This window comes from Massilia sp. SYSU DXS3249 (assembly GCF_053668055.1).
This window is the reverse complement of the sequence record NZ_JBSIPX010000003.1, coordinates 333,171-352,733: the sequence shown is the minus strand read 5'-3', so window position 1 is coordinate 352,733 and position 19,563 is coordinate 333,171. Positions and strand designations below refer to the sequence as shown.

22 protein-coding genes and 1 tRNA gene are annotated in these 19,563 nt (G+C 64.7%); 8 read left to right on the top strand and 15 right to left on the bottom strand.

Annotated features, from left to right (window positions below):
- Nucleotides 1-6 precede the first annotated feature (6 nt).
- Nucleotides 7-1,032 (top strand): NAD(P)H-dependent glycerol-3-phosphate dehydrogenase, encoded by a 1,026-nt coding sequence (locus ACWCIA_RS05855; protein WP_454161651.1) that lies wholly within the window; start codon nucleotides 7-9, stop codon nucleotides 1,030-1,032.
- Between the two features lie 163 nt (nucleotides 1,033-1,195).
- On the opposite strand, the gene ACWCIA_RS05850 is transcribed toward ACWCIA_RS05855, so the two are convergent.
- The 4 genes from ACWCIA_RS05850 to mscL are packed head-to-tail and all read right to left on the bottom strand — an operon-like array spanning nucleotide 1,196 to nucleotide 3,932.
- Nucleotides 1,196-1,570: a cupin domain-containing protein gene (locus ACWCIA_RS05850; protein ID WP_454161650.1), complete on the bottom strand. Its 375-nt coding sequence runs from the start codon at nucleotides 1,568-1,570 to the stop codon at nucleotides 1,196-1,198.
- Between the two features lie 21 nt (nucleotides 1,571-1,591).
- Nucleotides 1,592-2,278 (bottom strand): DUF2461 domain-containing protein, encoded by a 687-nt coding sequence (locus tag ACWCIA_RS05845; protein ID WP_454161649.1) that lies wholly within the window; start codon nucleotides 2,276-2,278, stop codon nucleotides 1,592-1,594.
- 16 nt (nucleotides 2,279-2,294) lie between these two features.
- A complete protein-coding gene (locus ACWCIA_RS05840; protein WP_454161648.1) occupies nucleotides 2,295-3,479 on the bottom strand; it encodes a Do family serine endopeptidase in 1,185 nt (394 codons plus the stop codon).
- Between the two features lie 24 nt (nucleotides 3,480-3,503).
- The gene (gene mscL, locus ACWCIA_RS05835; RefSeq protein ID WP_454161647.1) at nucleotides 3,504-3,932 is read right to left on the bottom strand and encodes a large conductance mechanosensitive channel protein MscL; all 429 of its coding nucleotides are present in this window, start codon (nucleotides 3,930-3,932) and stop codon (nucleotides 3,504-3,506) included.
- A gap of 309 nt (nucleotides 3,933-4,241) precedes the next feature.
- Here mscL and petA point away from each other — a divergent pair, with 309 nt between their 5' ends.
- The 6 genes from petA (at nucleotide 4,242) to ACWCIA_RS05805 (ending at nucleotide 8,562) form a co-directional block, all read left to right on the top strand.
- On the top strand, nucleotides 4,242-4,856 hold the full coding sequence (gene petA, locus ACWCIA_RS05830; protein ID WP_454161646.1) for a ubiquinol-cytochrome c reductase iron-sulfur subunit: 615 nt from the start codon (nucleotides 4,242-4,244) through the stop codon (nucleotides 4,854-4,856).
- Nucleotide 4,857: 1 nt separating this feature from the next.
- Complete coding sequence (locus ACWCIA_RS05825; RefSeq protein WP_454161645.1) at nucleotides 4,858-6,273, top strand: cytochrome b; 1,416 nt, start codon at nucleotides 4,858-4,860, stop codon at nucleotides 6,271-6,273.
- 27 nt (nucleotides 6,274-6,300) lie between these two features.
- Complete coding sequence (locus ACWCIA_RS05820) at nucleotides 6,301-7,062, top strand: cytochrome c1 (RefSeq protein ID WP_454161644.1); 762 nt, start codon at nucleotides 6,301-6,303, stop codon at nucleotides 7,060-7,062.
- Nucleotides 7,063-7,161: 99 nt separating this feature from the next.
- The gene (locus tag ACWCIA_RS05815) at nucleotides 7,162-7,773 is read left to right on the top strand and encodes a glutathione S-transferase N-terminal domain-containing protein (RefSeq protein WP_056342583.1); all 612 of its coding nucleotides are present in this window, start codon (nucleotides 7,162-7,164) and stop codon (nucleotides 7,771-7,773) included.
- Nucleotides 7,774-7,973: 200 nt separating this feature from the next.
- Nucleotides 7,974-8,459 (top strand): ClpXP protease specificity-enhancing factor, encoded by a 486-nt coding sequence (locus tag ACWCIA_RS05810; protein WP_454161643.1) that lies wholly within the window; start codon nucleotides 7,974-7,976, stop codon nucleotides 8,457-8,459.
- 27 nt (nucleotides 8,460-8,486) lie between these two features.
- Nucleotides 8,487-8,562, top strand: a tRNA-Thr gene (locus ACWCIA_RS05805).
- A gap of 82 nt (nucleotides 8,563-8,644) precedes the next feature.
- On the opposite strand, the gene ACWCIA_RS05800 is transcribed toward ACWCIA_RS05805, so the two are convergent.
- Genes ACWCIA_RS05800 through ACWCIA_RS05790 form a run of 3 tightly spaced genes read right to left on the bottom strand, consistent with a single transcriptional unit; the run spans nucleotide 8,645 to nucleotide 10,518 of the window.
- On the bottom strand, nucleotides 8,645-9,640 hold the full coding sequence (locus ACWCIA_RS05800; protein WP_454161642.1) for a hypothetical protein: 996 nt from the start codon (nucleotides 9,638-9,640) through the stop codon (nucleotides 8,645-8,647).
- An 18-nt stretch (nucleotides 9,641-9,658) separates the two neighbouring features.
- A complete protein-coding gene (locus tag ACWCIA_RS05795; RefSeq protein ID WP_454161641.1) occupies nucleotides 9,659-10,225 on the bottom strand; it encodes a C39 family peptidase in 567 nt (188 codons plus the stop codon).
- Nucleotides 10,222-10,518 (bottom strand): hypothetical protein, encoded by a 297-nt coding sequence (locus ACWCIA_RS05790; protein WP_454161640.1) that lies wholly within the window; start codon nucleotides 10,516-10,518, stop codon nucleotides 10,222-10,224. The genes ACWCIA_RS05795 and ACWCIA_RS05790 overlap by 4 nt, the downstream gene beginning before the upstream one ends.
- 362 nt (nucleotides 10,519-10,880) lie before the next feature.
- Between ACWCIA_RS05790 and ACWCIA_RS05785 the strand changes: the two genes are divergently transcribed.
- Nucleotides 10,881-11,651 (top strand): head GIN domain-containing protein, encoded by a 771-nt coding sequence (locus ACWCIA_RS05785; protein WP_454161639.1) that lies wholly within the window; start codon nucleotides 10,881-10,883, stop codon nucleotides 11,649-11,651.
- A gap of 10 nt (nucleotides 11,652-11,661) precedes the next feature.
- Here the strand turns inward: ACWCIA_RS05785 and ACWCIA_RS05780 are convergent, their stop codons facing one another.
- From ACWCIA_RS05780 to ACWCIA_RS05745, 8 genes are all read right to left on the bottom strand, one after another.
- Nucleotides 11,662-11,973: a BON domain-containing protein gene (locus tag ACWCIA_RS05780; RefSeq protein ID WP_454161638.1), complete on the bottom strand. Its 312-nt coding sequence runs from the start codon at nucleotides 11,971-11,973 to the stop codon at nucleotides 11,662-11,664.
- 95 nt (nucleotides 11,974-12,068) lie between these two features.
- Nucleotides 12,069-13,184 (bottom strand): LytR C-terminal domain-containing protein, encoded by a 1,116-nt coding sequence (locus ACWCIA_RS05775; protein ID WP_454161637.1) that lies wholly within the window; start codon nucleotides 13,182-13,184, stop codon nucleotides 12,069-12,071.
- Between the two features lie 18 nt (nucleotides 13,185-13,202).
- The gene (locus ACWCIA_RS05770) at nucleotides 13,203-14,141 is read right to left on the bottom strand and encodes a type II secretion system F family protein (RefSeq protein WP_454161636.1); all 939 of its coding nucleotides are present in this window, start codon (nucleotides 14,139-14,141) and stop codon (nucleotides 13,203-13,205) included.
- Between the two features lie 9 nt (nucleotides 14,142-14,150).
- The gene (locus ACWCIA_RS05765) at nucleotides 14,151-15,128 is read right to left on the bottom strand and encodes a type II secretion system F family protein (RefSeq protein WP_454161635.1); all 978 of its coding nucleotides are present in this window, start codon (nucleotides 15,126-15,128) and stop codon (nucleotides 14,151-14,153) included.
- A gap of 33 nt (nucleotides 15,129-15,161) precedes the next feature.
- A complete protein-coding gene (locus ACWCIA_RS05760) occupies nucleotides 15,162-16,508 on the bottom strand; it encodes a CpaF family protein (protein WP_454161634.1) in 1,347 nt (448 codons plus the stop codon).
- Between the two features lie 16 nt (nucleotides 16,509-16,524).
- Nucleotides 16,525-17,700, bottom strand: a complete 1,176-nt coding sequence (locus ACWCIA_RS05755) for an AAA family ATPase (protein WP_454161633.1) — start codon at nucleotides 17,698-17,700, stop codon at nucleotides 16,525-16,527.
- A 54-nt stretch (nucleotides 17,701-17,754) separates the two neighbouring features.
- Complete coding sequence (locus tag ACWCIA_RS05750; RefSeq protein ID WP_454161632.1) at nucleotides 17,755-18,021, bottom strand: hypothetical protein; 267 nt, start codon at nucleotides 18,019-18,021, stop codon at nucleotides 17,755-17,757.
- 9 nt (nucleotides 18,022-18,030) lie between these two features.
- On the bottom strand, nucleotides 18,031-19,560 hold the full coding sequence (locus ACWCIA_RS05745) for a type II and III secretion system protein family protein (RefSeq protein WP_454161631.1): 1,530 nt from the start codon (nucleotides 19,558-19,560) through the stop codon (nucleotides 18,031-18,033).
- Nucleotides 19,561-19,563: the final 3 nt, after the last annotated feature.

Here is a 19,563-nt window from a genome sequence, read left to right as displayed (position 1 = left end):
GACACCATGCAAGAACTGACCAACATGAACAAGATTACCGTCCTGGGCGCGGGCGCCTGGGGCACCGCCGTCGCCATCGCCATCGCCGCACGCAACGACGTTTTGCTGTGGGGACGCAATCCGGCCCAGATGGCCGCCACCGAGGCGGCGCGTGAAAACACGACTTACCTGCCTGGCCAGCCGCTGCCCGACGCCCTGCGCGTCACGGCCGACTTCGAGGCAGCGCTCACCCATGTCGAGGGCGCCGGCGCAGGCGCGCTCCTGATCGCGGCCTGCCCGGTGGCCGGGCTGCGCCCCCTGCTCGAGCAACTGAAGGGCCGGGCGATTCCGAATGTGGTGTGGCTCTGCAAAGGTTTTGAATACGGCACCGGCCTGCTGCCGCACCAGGTGGTGCGCGACGTGCTGGGCGATGCGGTGCCGGGCGCCGCGCTGTCGGGGCCCTCGTTCGCGCAGGAAGTGGCGCGCGGTTTACCGTGCGCGCTCACCGTCGCCTCCGACTCCGTCGCCCTGCGCGACCAGGTCGTGGCCGCGGTCCACGGCGGCAACCTGCGTGTCTATGCCTGTGACGACCTGGTCGGCGTGGAAGTGGGCGGCGCCGTGAAAAACGTGCTGGCGATCGCCACCGGCACCGCCGACGGCCTGGGCCTCGGCCTGAATGCGCGCGCAGCCCTGATCACGCGCGGCCTGGCCGAAATCACCCGCCTCGGCACCGCGCTGGGCGGACGCGCCAGCACCTTCATGGGGCTGACGGGCATGGGCGACCTGATCCTGACCTGCACCGGCGACCTCTCGCGCAACCGCCGCGTCGGCCTGGCGCTGGCACAGGGCAAGCCGCTCGACACCATCGTGGCCGAACTGGGTCACGTGGCCGAAGGCGTGCCCTGCTCGAAGGCGGTGCGCGACCTGGCGGCCAAGCTGGGCGTGGAGATGCCGATCACCGATGCAGTGGCCGCGGTGTTGTTCGACGGCTACGATGCGGCCGAGATGGCGAAACAGTTATTGGCGCGCGATCCGCGCAATGAGCTGGCGTAGGTATTCGTAGGGTGGACGGGTTCCGCCGTCCACGCGTTCAAACAGTGCTTGCATCACTGCGACGCATGCATTCATTCGCCTTCGCGTATTTGGGAATTGCAACGACACACTCGGGTTCCGTGCACGCGTGGACGGGAGACCCGTCCACCCTACAGAAAATGTATTAACTACCCTGCCCGCGTGCCGCATTGGTCGGCCCGCCGGTCCGCACCGGCCCCAATAAAATCGTCATGAGCGCCACCGCGTCCTGGTTGGCGCGGATTGCATGCGGCTCGCCGCCGGCCAGGTAGACCATCTCGTTCGGACGCAGCACGACGGTGCGGCCGTGGGCGTCGAAGGCGATCTCGCCTTCCAGGCACAAGAGCGTGACCTCTCCCTCGACCCGGTGCTCGGGCATCGGCTTGTCCTTGGTCACGACCAGCCGGATCAGTTCCATGTGCTCGGTCTTCGCCAGGGCGATCGACGTGAAATTCGCGATGTCGTCTTCGCCCCGGTGCAAGGCGATCCGTTCGCCCGATGCTGCGTGTTGCAAGGCCATGTCGCCTCCTTTTGCCGTTATCTACTCTTCGTTGGTGTGGGGCACGCCGCGCAGCCAGGTGACCAGCGCGTACGCGTCCTCGAATCCGCGCGCCAGCCGCGGCACCAGCTCGTCCGGATCGTTCACCCTCAGCGGCAATTCGGTCCACACGAAAAAGCTTTTCAGCTTGATGTGTTCGATGTGCGGGTGCGCAGGGTCGAAACCCTTGGGCGGACGCTGCAGTTTGTCTTCGTCCAGCAGGTCGCCGTAGGTCGCGCGCAGGTGTTTATTCTTTAACATTTTTGCGAAACCTGTCGCATCGTTGACCACATGTTCGCGGATCGCTTTCAGGCGCGCGCTTGGCGGCAGGTATTCGCCGGCGCCGATGCCCAGGGTGCCGTTGCCGTCGATCTGGAAGTAATAGGTCGAGCCGCCGCCTTCGCTCGGGCGGCGCTTGTTGTTGGGCGTGATGCCGGCTGAAAAACGTGTTTTATAGGGCGTCTTGTCGTTCGAGAAACGGATGTCGCGGTTGATGCGGAACATCGCCTTCTTTGGGTCGACGGCGGCGACTTGCTTGTCGAAACGGGACAATTCGCGGATCAACTCGGTAACGACGACGAGGAACTCTTCGCGCAGGATGTCGTAGCGCGGTTTGTTCATGATGAACCAGGGACGGGTATTGTTTTCGCTCAGTTCGGAAAGGAATTGCGTCAGGTCACGCAGGTGCATGGAGGGTCCGGAGTGGTTATGGTTTCGCGCGCGGCCGCTTGCCAACGGTGACATCGACCGTCGATTCGCGGTTCTGGCGCATCAGTTTGAGTTTGGCCTTGGCGCCGGGCGCCAGCTGGGCGATAAGGTTGAGCATGTCGCCGGTGCTCGTCACCGCCTTGCCCTCGACCGCGAGCAGGATGTCGCCGGGACGCACGCCGGCGCGGTCGGCCGGGCCATTGCGCACGACGCCGGCGATGATGGCGCCGCTCTTGCGCGCAAGGCCGAAGCTGTCAGCCAGTTCGGGCGTGATGTCCTGCGACTCGATCCCGATCCAGCCGCGCACGACCTGGCCGTGCTTGATGATCGATTCAAGCACAGTGCGCGCGGTCGAGACGGGAATGGCGAAGCCGATGCCGATCGAGCCGCCGGTCTGGGAATAGATTGCCGAATTGATGCCGAGAAGGTTGCCGTGGATGTCGACCAGCGCGCCGCCCGAGTTGCCGAAGTTGATCGCGGCATCGGTCTGGATAAAATTCTCGAAGTGGTTGATGTGCAGGTTGTTGCGGCCCACGGCCGAGATAATGCCCATCGTCACGGTCTGGCCGACGCCGAACGGGTTGCCGATCGCCAGGACGACATCGCCGACCCGCGCGTCGTCGGGCTCGCCGAGCACCATCACGGGCAGGTTGCGCTCGCCGATGCGGATCACGGCCAGGTCCGTTTCCGGATCGGTACCGACGATGCGCGCCGCCGCCTTGCGGCCATCGGCCAGGCCGACCTCGATCTGGTCGGCGCCTTCGACCACGTGGAAATTCGTGATGATGTAGCCCTCGCTGCTGACGATCACGCCGGAACCCAGGCTCGAGAGCTGCTCCTCGGGCGGCAGGCGGTCGCCGAAGAAGCGGCGGAAGAAAGGATCCTTGAGGATCGGATGGGTTTCGCGCGAGGCTTTGCTGGTGAGGATGTTGACCACCGCCGGCATTGCGCGCCCGGCGGCATCACGGTAGCTGGCCGTCGGCGGCCCCGACTGTGCCTGCAAGACGGGTACCGCGCCGGCGCCGGGGCCGACCGGCACCTGCACCGGCGCACGTCCGAGCCAGTCGGGCTTGAGCGCCGCCACCACGAAATACAGGGCGAGCGCGACGGTGACCGTCTGGGCGAACAGCAGCCAGAGGCGGCGCGCCGCGCCCGGACGGGAAGTGATGACGTCGTCTTTCACTTTTTATGCATCAGTTTGTCGACGTCACTTTTTCAACGTCAATGCATCGCGGATTTCGCGCAGCAGCACGACGTCTTCCGGAGTGGCAGGCGCCTTGGCTTCGTCGGCGGGCCGGACGCGCTCGCGCATGCGGTTCATCAGGCGCACCATCTGGAAAATGATGAAGGCGAGGATGATGAAATTCAGGAGGATGGTGAGAAAATTACCGTACGCAATGACCGCGCCGCCTTTTTTGGCCTCGGCCAGCGCCAGCCCGGTTAACTGACCATTCAGGGGAATATAATAATTCGCGAAATCGAGTCCGCCCAGCAGCCTGCCGACCGGCGGCATGACGATATCCTGCACCAGGGAATCGACGATGCGGCCGAACGCGCTGCCGATGATCACGCCGACCGCGAGGTCCACCACATTGCCGCGCATGGCGAACTGCTTGAATTCATTCATCATTCCCATAGCATCCCCTAGTTATTGAAATAGCTAATGTGATGATACCGCAAGCATTGGGGAGTGTTCGCACGACCGCTTGCCCCTCCTCCCGCCAGCCTGCCAGGCGCCACGCCAGCCACCGCTGCATGACAGGCACACCCTGCTCCGGACACGCTTTCGGCGGCTCGGAAGGCGGGTGCGCGGGACGCCCATGCCACAGTTAATGCACGCTCAACATTTTTTCTCCAATAAAGATTGCCATTCACATATAATTTTGTGTTGCTGCAAGCTCTTCATTGATTCTCAAGATTCGTAATTTCACGGAGTGGGGTTGGTATGAGTAACGAAAAGCAGGTCGATTCAGGCCGGCGTGGCCTCCTCGTCGCGACATGTGCGGCGGGCGGCGTCGTCGGTGTGGCCACGGCAGGTGCGCTGGTCAGTACGTTCCAACCGTCCGAGCGGGCCAAGGCTGCCGGCGCTCCGGTCGAAGTGGATATCTCCGACGTCAAGCCGGGTGAAATGAAGGTGGTCGAGTGGCGCGGCAAGCCGGTGTGGATCCTGCGCCGCACGCCGGAAATGCTGGCCAGCCTGCCGAAGAACGACGCACTCGTTGCCGACCCGAACTCCGAAAAAGTCTTCCAGCTCGACATGCCGGAATACGCGAAGAACGAATTCCGCGCCCGGCCCGAGCACAAGGAAGTGCTCGTCACCGTGGGTATCTGCTCGCACCTGGGCTGCTCGCCCTCCTCGCGCCTGACTGAAGGCCCGCAGCCGAACCTGCCGGACGACTGGCATGGCGGCTTCCTGTGCCCTTGCCATGGTTCGACCTTCGACCTGGCCGGCCGTGTGTTCAAGAACAAGCCGGCGCCGACGAACATGGATATTCCCCCGTACATGTATCTCGCCGATAACAAGATCGTGATCGGCAAAGACGAGAAAGGCGAGGCATAACATGGGCGCCGCATTCAAGGAAACCAAGCTGCCGGACAACGCACCGGCCGGCCACAAGGCCCTGGCCTGGGTCGACGACCGCTTCCCGCTGTCGAAACTCTGGAACGACCAATGGGGCAAGTACTACGCCCCGAAAAACTTCAACATCTGGTACCTGTTCGGCTCGCTCGCGATGCTGATCCTGGTGCTGCAGATCGTGACCGGCATTTTCCTGACGATGCACTACAAACCGGACGCCAACCTGGCCTTCGGCAGCGTCGAATACATCATGCGTGAAGTGCCCTGGGGCTGGCTGGTGCGCTACATGCACTCGACCGGCGCCTCGGCCTTCTTCATCGTGGTCTACCTGCATATGACCCGCGCCCTGCTGTACGGTTCCTACCGCAAGCCGCGCGAATTGATCTGGCTCTTCGGTTTCGCGATCTTCCTGTGCCTGATGGCCGAAGCCTTCTTCGGCTACCTGCTGCCATGGGGCCAAATGTCGTACTGGGGCGCGCAGGTGATCGTCAACCTGTTCGGCGCCATCCCCGTGATCGGCCCTGACCTGTCGCTGTGGATCCGCGGCGACTACGTGGTGTCGGATGCGACCCTGAACCGCTTCTTCGCCTTCCACGTCATCGCCCTGCCGCTGGTGCTGCTGGGCCTGGTCGCGGCGCACCTGATCGCGCTGCACGAAGTCGGCTCGAACAACCCGGACGGCATCGAAGTCAAAGCCACCATCGGCGCCGATGGCCATCCGGTCGATGCAATCCCGTCGCACCCGTACTACACGACCAAGGATTTGTTCGGCGTGTCGATGTTCCTGCTGATTTTCTCGGCGGTCGTGTTCTTCGCGCCTGAGATGGGCGGCTACTTCCTCGAGTACAACAACTTCATCCCGGCCGATTCGATGAAGACGCCGAACCACATCGCGCCGACCTGGTACTTCACGCCCTTCTATTCGGTGCTGCGCGCTACCACGGCCGACTTCATGTACGTGCTGATGGCGGCGATCGCGCTGTATGTCGTTTTCATCTGGATGAAGTCGCGCCTGTCGTTCAAGGCCAAGGTGGTGATTGCGGCCGTCGCGCTGGTGCTGATCATCGGCATGCTGCCGCAGGTGCTGGAGGCCAAATTCTGGGGCGTGGTGCTGTTCGGCTCGTCCGTGGTGATCATCGGCTTCCTGCCGTGGCTCGACCACTCGCCGGCACGCTCGATCCGCTACCGCCCGAACTGGCACAAGTGGGTCCTGGCCCTGTTCGGCCTGACCTTCCTGGCCCTGGGCTACCTCGGCACCCAGCTGCCGACGCCGGCGTTCACCATCATTTCGCAGGTGTGCACGCTGTTGTACTTCAGCTTCTTCCTCCTGATGCCATGGTGGAGCACGGCGGGCCGCTTCAAGCCGGTCCCGACGCGCGTGACCTTCCATCCGCATTGATCCCCAGGACCGAGCTTAAGGACAACCATGAACTTTACGAAGAAACTGATCGCGGTCCTGGCGCTGGTGCCGGGACTGGCATTCGCGGCCGAAGGCACTTTCCCGCTCGACCGCGCACCGGAACGCAGCGACATGGTGTCGCTGCAAAACGGCGCCAAGCTGTTCGTCAACTATTGCCTGAACTGCCATTCGGCATCGTCGATGCGCTACAATCGCCTGCGCGACCTCGGCCTCACGGACGAGCAGATCAAGACCAACCTGCTGTTCTCGGCAGACAAGGTCGGCGAAATGATGACGACGGCCCTGCGCCCGGCCGACGCCAAGGCGTGGTTCGGCGCGGTGCCGCCAGACCTGTCGGTGATCGCACGTGCAAAATCGTCGCCGGCCGGATCGGGCGCCGACTACCTGTACACCTACCTGCGCACCTTCTACAAGGACGATGAGCGTCCGACCGGCTGGAACAACATGGTGGTGCCGAACGTGGCGATGCCGCACGCGATGTGGCAACTGCAAGGCGTGCGCACCGTCAAAATGGTCGACGCGCCGGACCCGCACGACGCCAGCAAGACCATCCACAAGTTCGCCGGTTTCGAGCAGGTGGCGCCGGGCACCATGACGGCCACCGAGTTCGACACCGCGACCGCCGACCTGGTTGCCTACCTGAGCTGGATGGCTGAGCCAGCGCAAGGAACCCGCAAGAAGCTCGGTGCTATCGTGTTGATTTTCCTGTCGATATTTGCATTCCTGGCCTGGCGTTTGAACGCCTCGTACTGGAAAGATCTGAAGTAATTCGTTTTCATTGCCCGCTTGGCTATAATACGGGCAATCATTTTTTCGGGGTGAGTCGCTCGGCGCTTCACCCCTTTGTTTCTTAAGGAACGACCCACCATGATGGTTCTCTACTCCGGCACCACGTGCCCGTTCTCCCAACGCTGCCGCCTGGTCCTGTTCGAAAAAGGCATGGATTTCGAGGTGCGTGACGTCGACCTCTTCAACAAGCCAGAAGACATTTCGACGATGAACCCCTATGGCCAGGTCCCGATCCTGGTCGAGCGCGAACTGATCCTGTACGAATCGAACATCATCAACGAGTACATCGACGAGCGCTTCCCGCACCCGCAGCTGATGCCGGCCGACCCGCTGATGCGCGCCCGCGCCCGCCTGATGCTGTTCAACTTCGAGAAGGAACTGTTCGTCCACGTGCACGTCCTGGAAAGCGACCGCAACAAGACGAACGAGAAGGCCCACGACAAGGCGCGCGCCGAAATCCGCGATCGCCTGACGACGCTGGCCCCGCTGTTCCTGAAGAACAAGTACATGCTGGGCGACGAGTTCTCGATGCTGGACGTGGCAATTGCCCCGCTGCTGTGGCGCCTGGACCACTATGGCATCGAACTGTCGAAGACGGCAGCGCCGCTGATGAAGTATGCCGAGCGCATCTTCTCGCGTCCGGCCTACATCGAAGCGCTGACCCCGTCCGAAAAGGTCATGCGCCGTTGATGAGAACGGGGTAACGGGGAGACCGCGCCGCGCTTGCGGTGGTCTCCCTGTTTCCCCTCTCCTTGCGCCGGTTTTGCGACGTCGTTTGACGATTCGCAGTAAACTGGCGCCTCGCGCAGCTACCCGTTTGACATACGCCGCGTGCGGCGACGCATCCGTTTGCCGGCCTATTGACGGATTATTGTTATTCTCATTTGCACATGCCTGACATCTCCACCAAACCCTACCTGCTGCGCGCCATCTACGAGTGGTGCACCGACAGCGGTTTTACGCCGTATCTCGCAGTAAAGGTCGACGCGGCCACGACGGTTCCGATGGAATACGTCAGGAAGGGCGAAATCATCCTCAACATCAGCTACGGCGCGACCTCGGGGCTGAAGATGGACAACGAAGCGATCCAGTTCCGCGCCCGTTTCGCCGGCGTCTCGCGCGACATCTATGTTCCGGTGCATAACGTGCTGGCGATCTACGCCAACGAAAACGGCCAGGGCATGGCCTTCGAAGTGAGCACCACCGCCGCCGAGATGCCGGCGCCGACGGAGGAACCGGCCACTGCGTCGCCTGGCCTGTCGGCCGTGCCTGGCGGGACCAACGACGCCGCCACGGCAACGCTGTCGCATTCGCCCGACGACGATAACGATCCGCCGAAAAAAGGCGGCCGCCCGACGCTGACCCGGATTAAATAGCGTTATAATTCTTGCCGTACAGATTACGCCGGCTTAGCTCATTTGGTAGAGCAGTTGATTTGTAATCATCAGGTGGCCAGTTCGAAACCGGCAGCCGGCACCATAAAAAAGTAGAAGTAAAACAAAATGCCTTACGTGCACTGCGCGTGAGGCATTTTGTTTTTGCGGGACCGGATCGTCTTGGGTCAGAAGCGCACCGGCAAGGACACCATCAGCCGGAAGTCCGGCGTATTGCGCGTCAGGCCCGCCGAGAACAGGATGTCAATGGCGGTAGTCGGCGTCAGCACGGCCGATCCGCCCACCTCCAGGAAGGCAAGGATATCGTCGGTGGGGACCGGTGAGCCATTGACCTGCGTCTTGTCCAGCAGGCTGAGGCTGACGGCGGCGCGCAGCGAGGTCGCAGGAGCCGTCGCCAGCGCCGTGCCGAAGCGCATGCCATAGATATTTCCAGGCCGGATGCGGGCGCCGCCCTTGTCGCGTGCCCCGTAGCGGGTGGCGGACAAGCTGCCGAAAAATACCAGCGGATCGAGGCGCCGGGTGGCACTGAGCGAGGCTTGCAGCGAGGGGAAGCCTCCGCCGAGTGCGACCAGCGGCCCGCCCTCGTAGCTCGTGTTGCGCCCGGTCGTGCTCTGGTAGCTGAGGCTGCCGACGAGGCTCGGCAGCTTGCCGGCCTCGGCCATGAATTGGTGCGAGGCCGCCACCGACAGGTCGCCGACGCCGTCGTTGTGCGTCGACTGGCCGCCATTCCTGATTCTTTCGAATACGTAGGGCAGCGATGCTTCGACCTGCGATTTTCCGGGCAGGCCGACGCGTACCGTCACACCCGGGCCGAAGGAGGTGCGGCGGAACCCGCCTTCGCCCGAACTGTGCGAGGCGACGACATTCGGCTCGACCTCGGCCGTACCGGACGAGAGCAGCAGCGCGCCTTCCCGCACCAGAGCGCGTTCGAGCGCACGGTTGCTGTCGTCGGCTGCGTCCTGCGGCGCCGTATTCGTGCTGGTGCGGGTGCCGGCGTCGACCCGTGCCGGGGTCAGTTCGCGCTCGAGCAATTCGATGCGTTGCCGCTGGCGTTCGATGGTCGCCGCCTGTTCCGCGATTTTTTGCTCCAGCTCGGCGTTACTCTGGGCAGCGCAAGTCGCCGCGGCGCCGTACAGCACGGCACCGATCGTCAGATTCTTCATGTGGTTGCCTGTCGTGTTTTATTGGATGCCGAATCCGACGCCTTTCCACTGCGCGGCGAAGGCGGATTGGTCCATCCGATAATTCCCGAAACTGGGGTCGCCGATGTTGACGCCCGTCGCGGCGACCCGGCGGACGACGACGAAATGCGGATAGCCGTTCAGGGTGATCGGCACGATCATCGGGACGCGCTGTGCCAGGTCGGCCAGGCTCATGCGGGCGTAGCCCTCTCCCTGGAGGCCGATCCCTGCCAGGTAGCGCTGCATGTCCAGCAAGGAAAAGCCGCCACGCACGCGCACGCGCAAGGGATCGGTCTGGCGCAGCATGCCGCGCGCCACCGCTTCCTCGTCGGTCGGCACGCCCTTGTAGTAACGCAGCACGGTCGCCAGGGCCGCGGCCCCGCAGCTATTGTCCCAGCGCTGGGTAACGAGGGCTTCGCGCCGGATTTCGAGCAGCGAGCGGACCGGGCGCTCGGCCGCGGCGGGCGGCATCGCCAGCTGACAGGCCAGCCCCAGGATCAGCGCGCGCAGGCACCAGGCAAGACGGAAAGGGCAGGTCCGGGACCTGCCCTCGTGAGTCACCCTCATCGCCCGGTGGATCCGGTCGGGTTGGTATTCGGCCGGTCTGGTGGCGACGGCAGATTCTCGTTGCCGGTCTTCGACGGCGCGGTACGTCCGTTGTCGCTGCCGGGATTGCTCGGGTCTGCACCGTTGCCCCAGCCATTATTTCCCTTCTCCTTGCCCGTCGGCGGCGGGCAGCCGCAGTCGGTACCGGCCACGACCTCGTCGAGCTGGATGCTCGTCATGCGCTCGGGCGCAGCCATGGCCGGCAAGGCGAAGATCGCCGCTAGGGCGATTCCTGCAGTGGTGTGTTTCAACATGATGTGTCCTCCTTCAAAAAATCGCCCGCAGGCGAGAGGTCCACGATGCAGTGTGGGGTGGTCTCGGGTTTGATGAAGGTCAATCGGAACAAGGCTAGATGGGGCTCAGCGCACTCGGCACATGCTCTCTGGCCATGGGCCGCGTCGATGACATACATGGGTAACATTGATTCCGCACCACCTGGCTGGCTGGCTGCGTGCACCTGCCCTGCTCCGGGCTGGGGTTGGTTGCGCGGGCATCGTGCGGCGGGCGCGGCGCGACGCTTCATTCCGCATATTGTGCAGCCCGTCGCACAAGCAGGGCCTGCAACGGGCCACGGATCTATAGTGCAATCAAACACTAACCGATCACGGAGACCACCATGAACAAACTGCTCGGCACCACCCTGATGGCCACGGCCCTCACCCTCACCGCGGGCGCAGCCCTTGCGGCCGAAATGGTGCGCGAAACGCGCGCGGTCGACGCCCGCGTCACGCGCGTAAAACTGGACGGCGTCGTCGACCTCGTCCTGCGTCAGGGCAGCAAGCCATCGCTCGTGCTGTCCGGCGAACGCGACGACATCGCCCGCGTGACGACGCAGCAGCGCGGCGAAACGCTGGAGATCGACACCGAGCGCCGCAACAACTGGAACTCGGGCAACCGCAACCCACGTTTGCGCGCCGAGCTCACGGTGCCCAACCTGACCGAGTTCGTGTCGGACGGCGTGGGGGCCAGCACGGTGAGCGGCTTTAACGGCGACAAGATCGTGCTCGCCCTCGACGGCGCGGGGACCGTAACGCTCAACGGCAATTACCGCAACATCGATGCCCGTCTCGGCGGCGCCGGCAGCCTGAAGATTGACGCGCCGAAAGCGGAACGGATGGACCTGGCGCTGCGCGGTGCCGGGCAGCTGGCGGTGACGGGCCAGACCCGCAACTTGCACGCGACCCTGGCCGGCGTCGGCAACCTGGATGCGCAACACCTGCGCGCCGAAAAAGTCGACCTCGACATGAGTGGGCTTGGCGGCGCAACGGTGCATGCCAGCTCAGCGATCGACGTCAACCTGAGCGGCATGGGATCGGCCACCGTGTACGGCAATCCCACCCAGCGCAACGCCACCACCGGCGGCTTGGGCCGGGTGAACTGGCGCTAGGCACCGCCGGCTATTTCAGGATGGTGTTGTTGCGCACCTCGGTGACGCCTTTCACCTGACGCGCGATCTGCACCGCCCTTTGCGCACTTTCGCGCGATTCGACGAAGCCGCTCAGCTGCACCGTGCCTTTGAACGTTTCGACCTGCACTTCGGTTGCCTTGACGGTGGGATCGGCGGCAAAGGCTGCCTTGACCTTGCTGGTGATGACGGCGTCGTCGACGTACTCACCTGTGCCGCGATGGGCGCTGGTTGACGAGCAACCGGCCACCGTGAAGGCCATGAAGGCGGCAAGGATGGCAATGAAACGCTGTGCAATGCTCATGGCAACGCTCCCGTGAAATGAGGTGACAAGGCCTCATTTTCGGGTGCGCTCAATGCCAGGGTTTGAGACGGAACAAACGTGCCTTGCGCGCGAGGTCAGGGCGCAGACGTGGGCAACGGCGCAGCCGCATAGGTTTGTCCGGGTTCGGGCGCAGGCGCAGGCCGCAGCGTCACCGCGCCACGTCCCAGGTCGCGGCCGAGCACCAGGCGCATGTCGGTCTGCTTGCAGGTATCGACCTGCACCACCTGCACCTTGTCGAAGCTGCCGGTCAGGCGCGCAGCCAGCCGCTCGGCGCTGGCGCGGAAAGCCGCGCTGTGTTCGATGCGCGTGCGCCGTACGTTGAATCCCTTCTCGTTGCTCAAGCGCGTCACTTGCAGGTTGTCGTCCTTGACCTGGTGCGACAGGGCGCGTGCCATGCCGGTCACGCCATTTCCATTGCGAATTTCAATCAGGACGAGATCGGGCCGCCTGGCCGGCGGCGGCAATGGGTCGGGTTCGCGCGGCGGCAGGGTAGCCGCGACCGCCCGTTGCGCCGGCACGCGCAGCAGCTCGAGGGTGCCGTCGGCGGCGGTCCGTACTTCGGTGGCCGCCCAGCCGGGATCCGGCCGCACCGGCATGGCGACCGCTGCTTCGATCGCCGCCACCGCGGTGCCCCCCACGGCGGCATGGTCGCTTTGGAAATTGTGTTCGCGCAGGGCCTTGGCCTGGCGCAGCATTTGTTCAGCGCGGTCGAACTGGCCGAGGCGGCGCAGCGATTCTCCTAGGTTATGCCAGGCGCCGTGATCGAGCGGGTCAAGCACGCAGGCGCGTTCCAGCGCGGTGACGGCCTTGTCGTAATTGCCGTCCAACAGGTAGGCGTAGCCGAGGTTGGCGAACAGGTAGGCGGTATCGGGTCCGGCGCCCACCGCCAGTTCTTCGGTCAGGGCGCGCCAGATCGGAATGGCCTGGGTGAAATCGCCCTGGCGTGCATAGCTTGCGGCCAGCGCGTTGCGCGCCCGCATATGGCGAGGCGCCATCGCCAGTACCTTGCGGTAGGCGGCAACGGCTTCCTCGTAGCGTCCGGCGAGGTGATGCTGGCGTCCCCCATCGTAGATCAGGTCGGCGTCGACCTGGGACGCGCGCTCGGGATGGCGCCCGATCCCGGCGCAAGCGATCAGCAGCGTGCCGGCGCACAGGACCGACATTTTCTTGAGCATCATGCGGGTGGACATGGTCAACCTCCTATCGAATCATCGCGTGCCGCCGATGGCACCCAGTGTGCGGCTCAGCTGGATCACCGCCGGTCCCAGCAACACCATCAGCAGAGTCGGGAAAATGCAGAAAATAAGGGGGAACAGCAGTTTCAATCCGATCTTCGCCGCGCATTCCTCGGCCAGCATGCGGCGTTTGGTGCGCAGGTTTTCGGAATACACGCGCAGCGAATCGCCGACACTGGTGCCGAAGCGTTCGGACTGGATCAGCATCGCCACCAGCGTGTCGATGTCGTCGACGCCGCTGCGCAGGGCAAAATTGCGCAGGGCCTTTTCCTTGCTGAAGCCGGCGCGCATTTCCATCAGCACGAGCTGCAGTTCCTGGGCCAGCGTGACGCTTTTGATATGGATTTCGCCGGCCACCTTGACGAAGGCGCGTTCCAGGCTCAGGCCAGCCTCGACGCAGACCGTCAGCAGGTCGAGTGCGTCCGGCAGCGTCTCGAAGATTTCGCGCTTGCGACGGCGCACGATGCGGTTCAGCGCCAGGTTCGGCAGGTAGTAACCCACCGTCGCGGTCAGCAGCAGCAGGAACAGCAGCTTGCTGCCCGACAGCATGATCACCGAGGCGGCGACCAGCACGCCGATGGTTGCCGGGCCGGTCAACGCGAGCACCGTTTTGGAAGCAAAGAACAGGGTCGGCGCCACCGGATTGCGCCAGCCCGCATTCATGAAGCGGGTGCGCAGCGCCGATTTTTCCCAGCCCTCCTCGGGCACCGACAGTTTCATCAGCGGCTGGCTAACCTTGGCGACGCGCTCGACCCATCCGTCGGATTCGAGCGCAGTGGCCTCGGATTTACCGATGAAACGGCGCAGCCGGGTACGCAGCGCCACCGGCGCAAACAGCATCATCGCCAGCCAGGCCAGCGCACAGACGATGCCGAAGACGATCAACAGGAAAGCTAATTGTGCGGCATTCATTGCAGCTCCTCAGACGCGGATCCGGATGACCCGGCGCAGCCACACCACCCCGAACAGGATCATGCCGGCCGCATACCAGAGCATGCGTATCCCACTTGGGTCGGTCCATAACATGCTGACGTATTCCGGGTTGACCACCGTGAGCATCAGTGACACGGCAACCGGCAGCAATCCGAGAATCCAGGCCGACATGCGTCCCTCGGCCGACAGCACGCGCACCTGGGCCACCAGCTTCAGGCGGCTGCGGATGATGGTGCTGATATTGCCGAGGATTTCAGCCAGGTTGCCGCCCGACTCGCGCTGGATCAGGACCGCAATGATCAGGTAGCGCAGGTCGGTCAGCGGGATGCGCTCGGCCATGTTGTGCAGCGCTTCGTCCATCGGCACGCCGTAGTTGATTTCCTCGCGCGCGACGCGAAATTCGCTGCTCAGCGGCTCGGGAAGCTCGTTGCCGACGATTTGCAGCACGTTGGTGAACGAATGGCCGGCACGCAGGGCGCGGGCGATGAAATCGGCGGCATCCGGCAGCTGGTACTCGATGCGGCGCAGGCGCTGGGTGCGTGCGCGCCGCAACAGGCAATACGGGATGCCGAGCGCCAGCAGCGCGAGCAGGACGCGCCCTCCCGGCGGCAGAGTCCAGCGCGCGCTCACGATAAAGGCCAGCAGGAAGGCCGCCAGCGAGCAGCCGAGGAAGCGCTCGACCGTGAGCTTGCTGCCTGCCTGGACCAGCAAGGCATCGAGCCGTTGGAGCAGCGTCAGTTGCTGCAGCAGGCGATCGACGCCGTCGTTGACGCTGAAACGGCGCTGCTTGAGGATCGAAATGCGTTCACCGGCACGCCCCACGCCGCCCGACATGACCTGCAGCCGCCGTGCGATGCGCTGCGCTGCCTTGCCGTGGGTGCTCGACCACCAGAGATAGACGCCTTCGATCAGGAGGATGACGGCGGCGAACAGGAAGACGGTGAAGCTGTAGAAAAGCAGGTCCATGGCGCGGCTCCACGGCAGGCAGGGCCTGCAGGTTCATTGGTAAATGCGGTCGGGATGGAAGGTGTCGTCGGGGATCTCGACGCCGTACATCTTGAGGCGGTCGGCAAAGCGCGGCCGTACGCCGGTGGCGGAGAAATGGCCCAGCACCTTGCCGTCGCGGTCGACGCCGGTCTGCTCGAAGCGGAAGATCTCCTGCATCGAGATAATGTCGCCTTCCATGCCCGTGATTTCCTGGATGCTGACCAGCTTGCGGCCGCCGTCGATCAGGCGCGAGGCCTGCACCACGACCGTCACGGCCGAGCAGATCTGCTGGCGGATGGCGCGCGGCGTCAGGTTGGCCCCCGCCATGCCGACCATGTTTTCCAGGCGCGCCAGGGCGTCGCGCGGGGTATTCGAGTGGATCGTCGCCAGCGAGCCTTCGTGGCCGGTATTCATCGCCTGCAGCATGTCGAGCGCTTCGGCGCCGCGCACTTCGCCAAGGATGATGCGGTCCGGGCGCATGCGCAGCGCGTTCTTGACCAGCGCACGCTGGGTGACCTCGCCCTTGCCTTCGATATTCGACGGGCGCGTCTCGAGGCGCACCACGTGCGGCTGGCGCAGCTGCAGTTCGGCCGCGTCCTCGATGGTGACGAGGCGCTCGTTGGCCGGGATGAATCTGGACAGCAGGTTGAGCAGCGTGGTCTTGCCGCTGCCGGTACCGCCCGAGATCAGGATGTTGATCTTGGCGATGCCCAGGCCCTGCAGTACCTTGATCATCGGCGGCGTCACGCTCTTGTAGTCGAGCAGGTTCTGCACCGTCAATGGCGTGGCGCTGAAGCGCCTGATCGACAGGATCGGGCCGTCGACCGCCAGCGGCGGAATGATTGCATTCACGCGCGAGCCGTCCGGCAGGCGGGCGTCGACCATCGGGCTGGACTCGTCGACCCGGCGTCCCACGCGCGAAACGATCTTTTCGATGATCTTCATCAGGTGCGCGTTGTCGTGGAAGCTGACGTCGGTCAGCTCGAGCCTGCCGCGGCGCTCCACGTACACGCGGCTGGCCGTGTTGACCAGGATATCGGAGACGGTCGGGTCGTTCAGCAGCGGCTCGAGCGGGCCGAAGCCCAGCATCTCGTGCTGGATGTCGAGCACGAGGTTGTGGCGCTCGTGCTGGTTGAGGACAATGCGTTCCTCTTCGATGATCCGCTGGATCAGCAGCGCCAGTTCATGCTTGAACTGCTCGGCGGTCAGGCGCTTCAGGCGCTCCAGGTCGATCCGGTCGAGGATCATCTGGTGCATGGTCCTTTTCAGCTCCTGGTAGGCGCCGTTGCTGGCCTCGGCCGGCAATACGCTGGCCTTGCGGTCGTCGTCCGAAATGGAAAGGCGTTCGCGCAGCGACATGGATTCTCCTCACAGACTAGTAGTCGGCTTCGCCGCGGCCGAACAGGCGGTCGAGCAAGCCACGGGTTTCGGGGGCACGCCGCGCGGTGACCAGTTCCACCAGGTCGGCCAGGCTGCGCGCAGCTGCGCTCGCGCGCGACAGTTCGAGGACCGGCACGCCCTGGTTGACCGAATCGGTGACGGCGACGTAATCGTTCGGGACGGTATGCACGACCTCGCAGCCGAGCGCCGCATGCAGGTCGGGCAGGCGCAGGCGGCCGCCTTTTTCGTAGCGGTTGACGATCAGCCGAATCGTCTCGAGCGGGTAGCCGAGCGAACGGAAGATGTCGAGCAGGCGGCGGGCGTCGCGGATGTCGGGCAGGGCCAGCTGGAGCACCGGATAGATGGTGTCGGTGCTGTCGAGCGCGCGCAGCGACACGGCGTCGATCTGGCGGCCGACGTCGAGCACGATGTAGTCGTAGTGCTGGCGGGCGACGCGCAGGATGGCGTCGATGTGCTCGGGTTTGGCCGCCTTGGTCTGGGACGGGTCGTCGGCCGCGGCCAGCACGCCGAAGCCGCGCGTAACGTGCACCAGGCAGGAATCGAGAAACGGGCCGTCGATGCGCGCAATCTGCTCGCAGACATCGGACAGGGTCATGGTCGGCTTCTGGTCCGAGACATACAGGGCGGCGTCGCCGAACTGGCCGTGCAGGTCGATGAGCAGGACCTTCTTCTCGGCCAGCGTCGCCAGCGCATAGCCGAAATTGGTCGAGATGAAGGTGGCGCCGCTGCCGCCCTTGCAGGCGATGAAGGCCAGCACCTTGCCCTCACGCAGCTGGGCGACGCCGGCCGCCGTGGCAATCCGGTCCATCGCTTCGTGAAAGGCGCGGTGCACCAGAGGCAACTGCAGTACTTCGCGCACGCCCGCGCGCATTGCCCGGATCAGGAGTTCCGGCTGGTGCTGGCTGGTCAGCAGCATGAACTGGGCGTCCGGGTACTGGCGCGCCAGGCGTTCGAGCAGGTCGGCATCGTCGGACGCGCCTTCAGTGGCGTCGACAATGATCAGTCCTGGCGCCTCGCCCAGCGGCCGTTCGAGCGCCTCGCGCATCGACACACGGCTGTTGGCTACGTTCAGCGGCGGCACGCGGGCCGCGCCCTGGGACGCAAGCTCGGCAAACAGCAGGCTGTCGCGACTGATCAAAAGGGCTTTCATGACAATCCTTGTTGAAGCACGGGGATGGAAGCGGAACGGGTCAGCCGCGGTGGTTCATTGCCCGCTGCCGAGCGTGTTGAGCATCGGCGCCTTCGGGTCGGGCTGGACGAAGGAGCGCTGGTAGCGATCATGGGCAGCGCGCGCCGCCGGGCCGTCGATGCCCGTGGCGGGATTCACGTTCGCCGCGCCGCGCGGGTCGACTGTCTGCGCGGCCAGGTTGGTGCGCACCGCGTTACCGAAATTCTTCTCGAAGCGCGGCGCCGTCGAACAGCCCTGCAGCAGTACGAGCACTGCGATCCCTGCTATTGTCTTGGTTGACATTGCCGCCTCCTATTTGAGTTCGAAACCGTCGACGCTCTGCCCCGTGCGCGCAGCCGGCGGCGGCGCCTTGGCGGCGCTTTCGAGGCGCCCGCCGAGCATCAAGGCCGCGCGCGAAGGGGCATCGACGTTATCGGTTGGCAGCGCGTAACCCGTTGCCGTGAGCGGCTTGACCAGGCGCGCAGTGATCACGAAGACCAGCTCGGTGCGGTCCTGCTGGAAGTCGGTACTGCGAAACAGCGCCCCGAGTACCGGTACCTCGCCCAGCCCCGGCAGGCCTTTCAGGTTGGTGATGAGGTTGTTCTTGATCAGGCCGCCGATGGCAAAGCTCTGGCCGTCGTACAGCTGCACGGTGGTACTGGCCCGGCGCGTGGTCACGACAGGCAGGACCGTGGTGCCCGAGAGGCCGGTGGCGTTGATGCCGATGCCCTCGCGCGACAATTCGGATACCTCGGGCGCCACGCGCAGGTTGATGCGTCCACCGCTGAGCACAGTCGGCGTGAAGCGCAGACCCACGCCGAATTCCTTTTCTTCCAGCGTGATCTTGTCATTGTCCTGCGCCACAGGGATATAAAACTTGCCGCCGGCGAGGAAGCTGCCCTCCTGGCCGCTGATCGCCATGACGTTCGGCTCTGCCAGCACACGTATCAGGCCGTCCTGCTTCTGTGCGTCCAGGACGATGCCCTTGTTGCTGTCGCGGGCTGCGCCCAGCCTCGCGCCGGCCGTGCCGCTCAGGAAGTTCGATGTCAGGGCAGCGGCCCAGCTGCCTGGCGAGAAGCTCCAGGTCGCGCCTGCCTCCAGCCGCTCGAGCAGGGTCTTGGACACCTCGGCGATCTTGACCTCGAGCTGGACTTGCTGCGGCGCGCTGACGCTCAGCAGGTTCACCACGCGCACCTCCGGGGCGGCGCCACCGCCTGCCCCGCCGGATTTCGGCTCGAGCTCCTTCGGTACCGCGCCCAGCGCCCGCAGCGGACGGCGCACGTAAGCGGCCGCCAGCTCGGCGGCACGCGCCACCGCGGCAGCATCGGTGACGGTCCCCGTCAGCACCAGCGAATCGGCGGCGGCCAGCACCCGGATCTCTTTTTCTTCCGGCATGACGGCAGCCAGCGTGGCCTGCAGCGCGCTCGGGTCCATCGCCACCGTGATGTCGAGCACGCTGCACAGGCCGCTGCGGCCCTGGACGATCATGTTGGTGGTGCCGACGTCGACCCCGGCGATGTACATCGTGTCCGGCGCGACCAGCATGGCCTGCACGACGGCGGGATTGCCGACACTGCGGTTCTGGACCGCCTCGGGCAGGCGCATCAGGGTCGATTTGCCCATCTGGAGCGCGACCTGGGCCGGACGCGCGGCTTCGCCTTTGCAGCGCGGGCCGATTTCGGCACGATCGCCGACGACGGAGACGACTTCGGACTGCCCGGCAGGACGCGCGCCGTGCGCTCCCCCTGCCAGCGCCAGCGCCATGCCGCCAAGGACCACGTGGCGCAGCAAGGGGCCGCGCACGGCATGCGGCCGGACTGATTTCATAGGACGTGTGTTCATGGT

What these genes read in the sequence shown, in the direction of transcription:
- ACWCIA_RS05820 (WP_454161644.1), top strand. Translation starts at nt 6,301, where the DNA reads ATGAACTTTACGAAGAAACTGATCGCGGTCCTGGCGCTGGTGCCGGGA.
- ACWCIA_RS05750 (WP_454161632.1), bottom strand. Translation starts at nt 18,021, where the DNA reads ATGTCAACCAAGACAATAGCAGGGATCGCAGTGCTCGTACTGCTGCAG.
- ACWCIA_RS05760 (WP_454161634.1), bottom strand. Translation starts at nt 16,508, where the DNA reads ATGTCGCTGCGCGAACGCCTTTCCATTTCGGACGACGACCGCAAGGCC.
- ACWCIA_RS05850 (WP_454161650.1), bottom strand. Translation starts at nt 1,570, where the DNA reads ATGGCCTTGCAACACGCAGCATCGGGCGAACGGATCGCCTTGCACCGG.
- ACWCIA_RS05790 (WP_454161640.1), bottom strand. Translation starts at nt 10,518, where the DNA reads ATGTTGAAACACACCACTGCAGGAATCGCCCTAGCGGCGATCTTCGCC.
- ACWCIA_RS05800 (WP_454161642.1), bottom strand. Translation starts at nt 9,640, where the DNA reads ATGAAGAATCTGACGATCGGTGCCGTGCTGTACGGCGCCGCGGCGACT.
- ACWCIA_RS05765 (WP_454161635.1), bottom strand. Translation starts at nt 15,128, where the DNA reads ATGGACCTGCTTTTCTACAGCTTCACCGTCTTCCTGTTCGCCGCCGTC.
- ACWCIA_RS05745 (WP_454161631.1), bottom strand. Translation starts at nt 19,560, where the DNA reads ATGAACACACGTCCTATGAAATCAGTCCGGCCGCATGCCGTGCGCGGC.
- ACWCIA_RS05755 (WP_454161633.1), bottom strand. Translation starts at nt 17,700, where the DNA reads ATGAAAGCCCTTTTGATCAGTCGCGACAGCCTGCTGTTTGCCGAGCTT.
- mscL (WP_454161647.1), bottom strand. Translation starts at nt 3,932, where the DNA reads ATGGGAATGATGAATGAATTCAAGCAGTTCGCCATGCGCGGCAATGTG.
- ACWCIA_RS05815 (WP_056342583.1), top strand. Translation starts at nt 7,162, where the DNA reads ATGATGGTTCTCTACTCCGGCACCACGTGCCCGTTCTCCCAACGCTGC.
- ACWCIA_RS05795 (WP_454161641.1), bottom strand. Translation starts at nt 10,225, where the DNA reads ATGAGGGTGACTCACGAGGGCAGGTCCCGGACCTGCCCTTTCCGTCTT.
- ACWCIA_RS05825 (WP_454161645.1), top strand. Translation starts at nt 4,858, where the DNA reads ATGGGCGCCGCATTCAAGGAAACCAAGCTGCCGGACAACGCACCGGCC.
- ACWCIA_RS05780 (WP_454161638.1), bottom strand. Translation starts at nt 11,973, where the DNA reads ATGAGCATTGCACAGCGTTTCATTGCCATCCTTGCCGCCTTCATGGCC.
- ACWCIA_RS05775 (WP_454161637.1), bottom strand. Translation starts at nt 13,184, where the DNA reads ATGTCCACCCGCATGATGCTCAAGAAAATGTCGGTCCTGTGCGCCGGC.
- ACWCIA_RS05810 (WP_454161643.1), top strand. Translation starts at nt 7,974, where the DNA reads ATGCCTGACATCTCCACCAAACCCTACCTGCTGCGCGCCATCTACGAG.
- ACWCIA_RS05845 (WP_454161649.1), bottom strand. Translation starts at nt 2,278, where the DNA reads ATGCACCTGCGTGACCTGACGCAATTCCTTTCCGAACTGAGCGAAAAC.
- petA (WP_454161646.1), top strand. Translation starts at nt 4,242, where the DNA reads ATGAGTAACGAAAAGCAGGTCGATTCAGGCCGGCGTGGCCTCCTCGTC.
- ACWCIA_RS05770 (WP_454161636.1), bottom strand. Translation starts at nt 14,141, where the DNA reads ATGAATGCCGCACAATTAGCTTTCCTGTTGATCGTCTTCGGCATCGTC.
- ACWCIA_RS05785 (WP_454161639.1), top strand. Translation starts at nt 10,881, where the DNA reads ATGAACAAACTGCTCGGCACCACCCTGATGGCCACGGCCCTCACCCTC.
- ACWCIA_RS05855 (WP_454161651.1), top strand. Translation starts at nt 7, where the DNA reads ATGCAAGAACTGACCAACATGAACAAGATTACCGTCCTGGGCGCGGGC.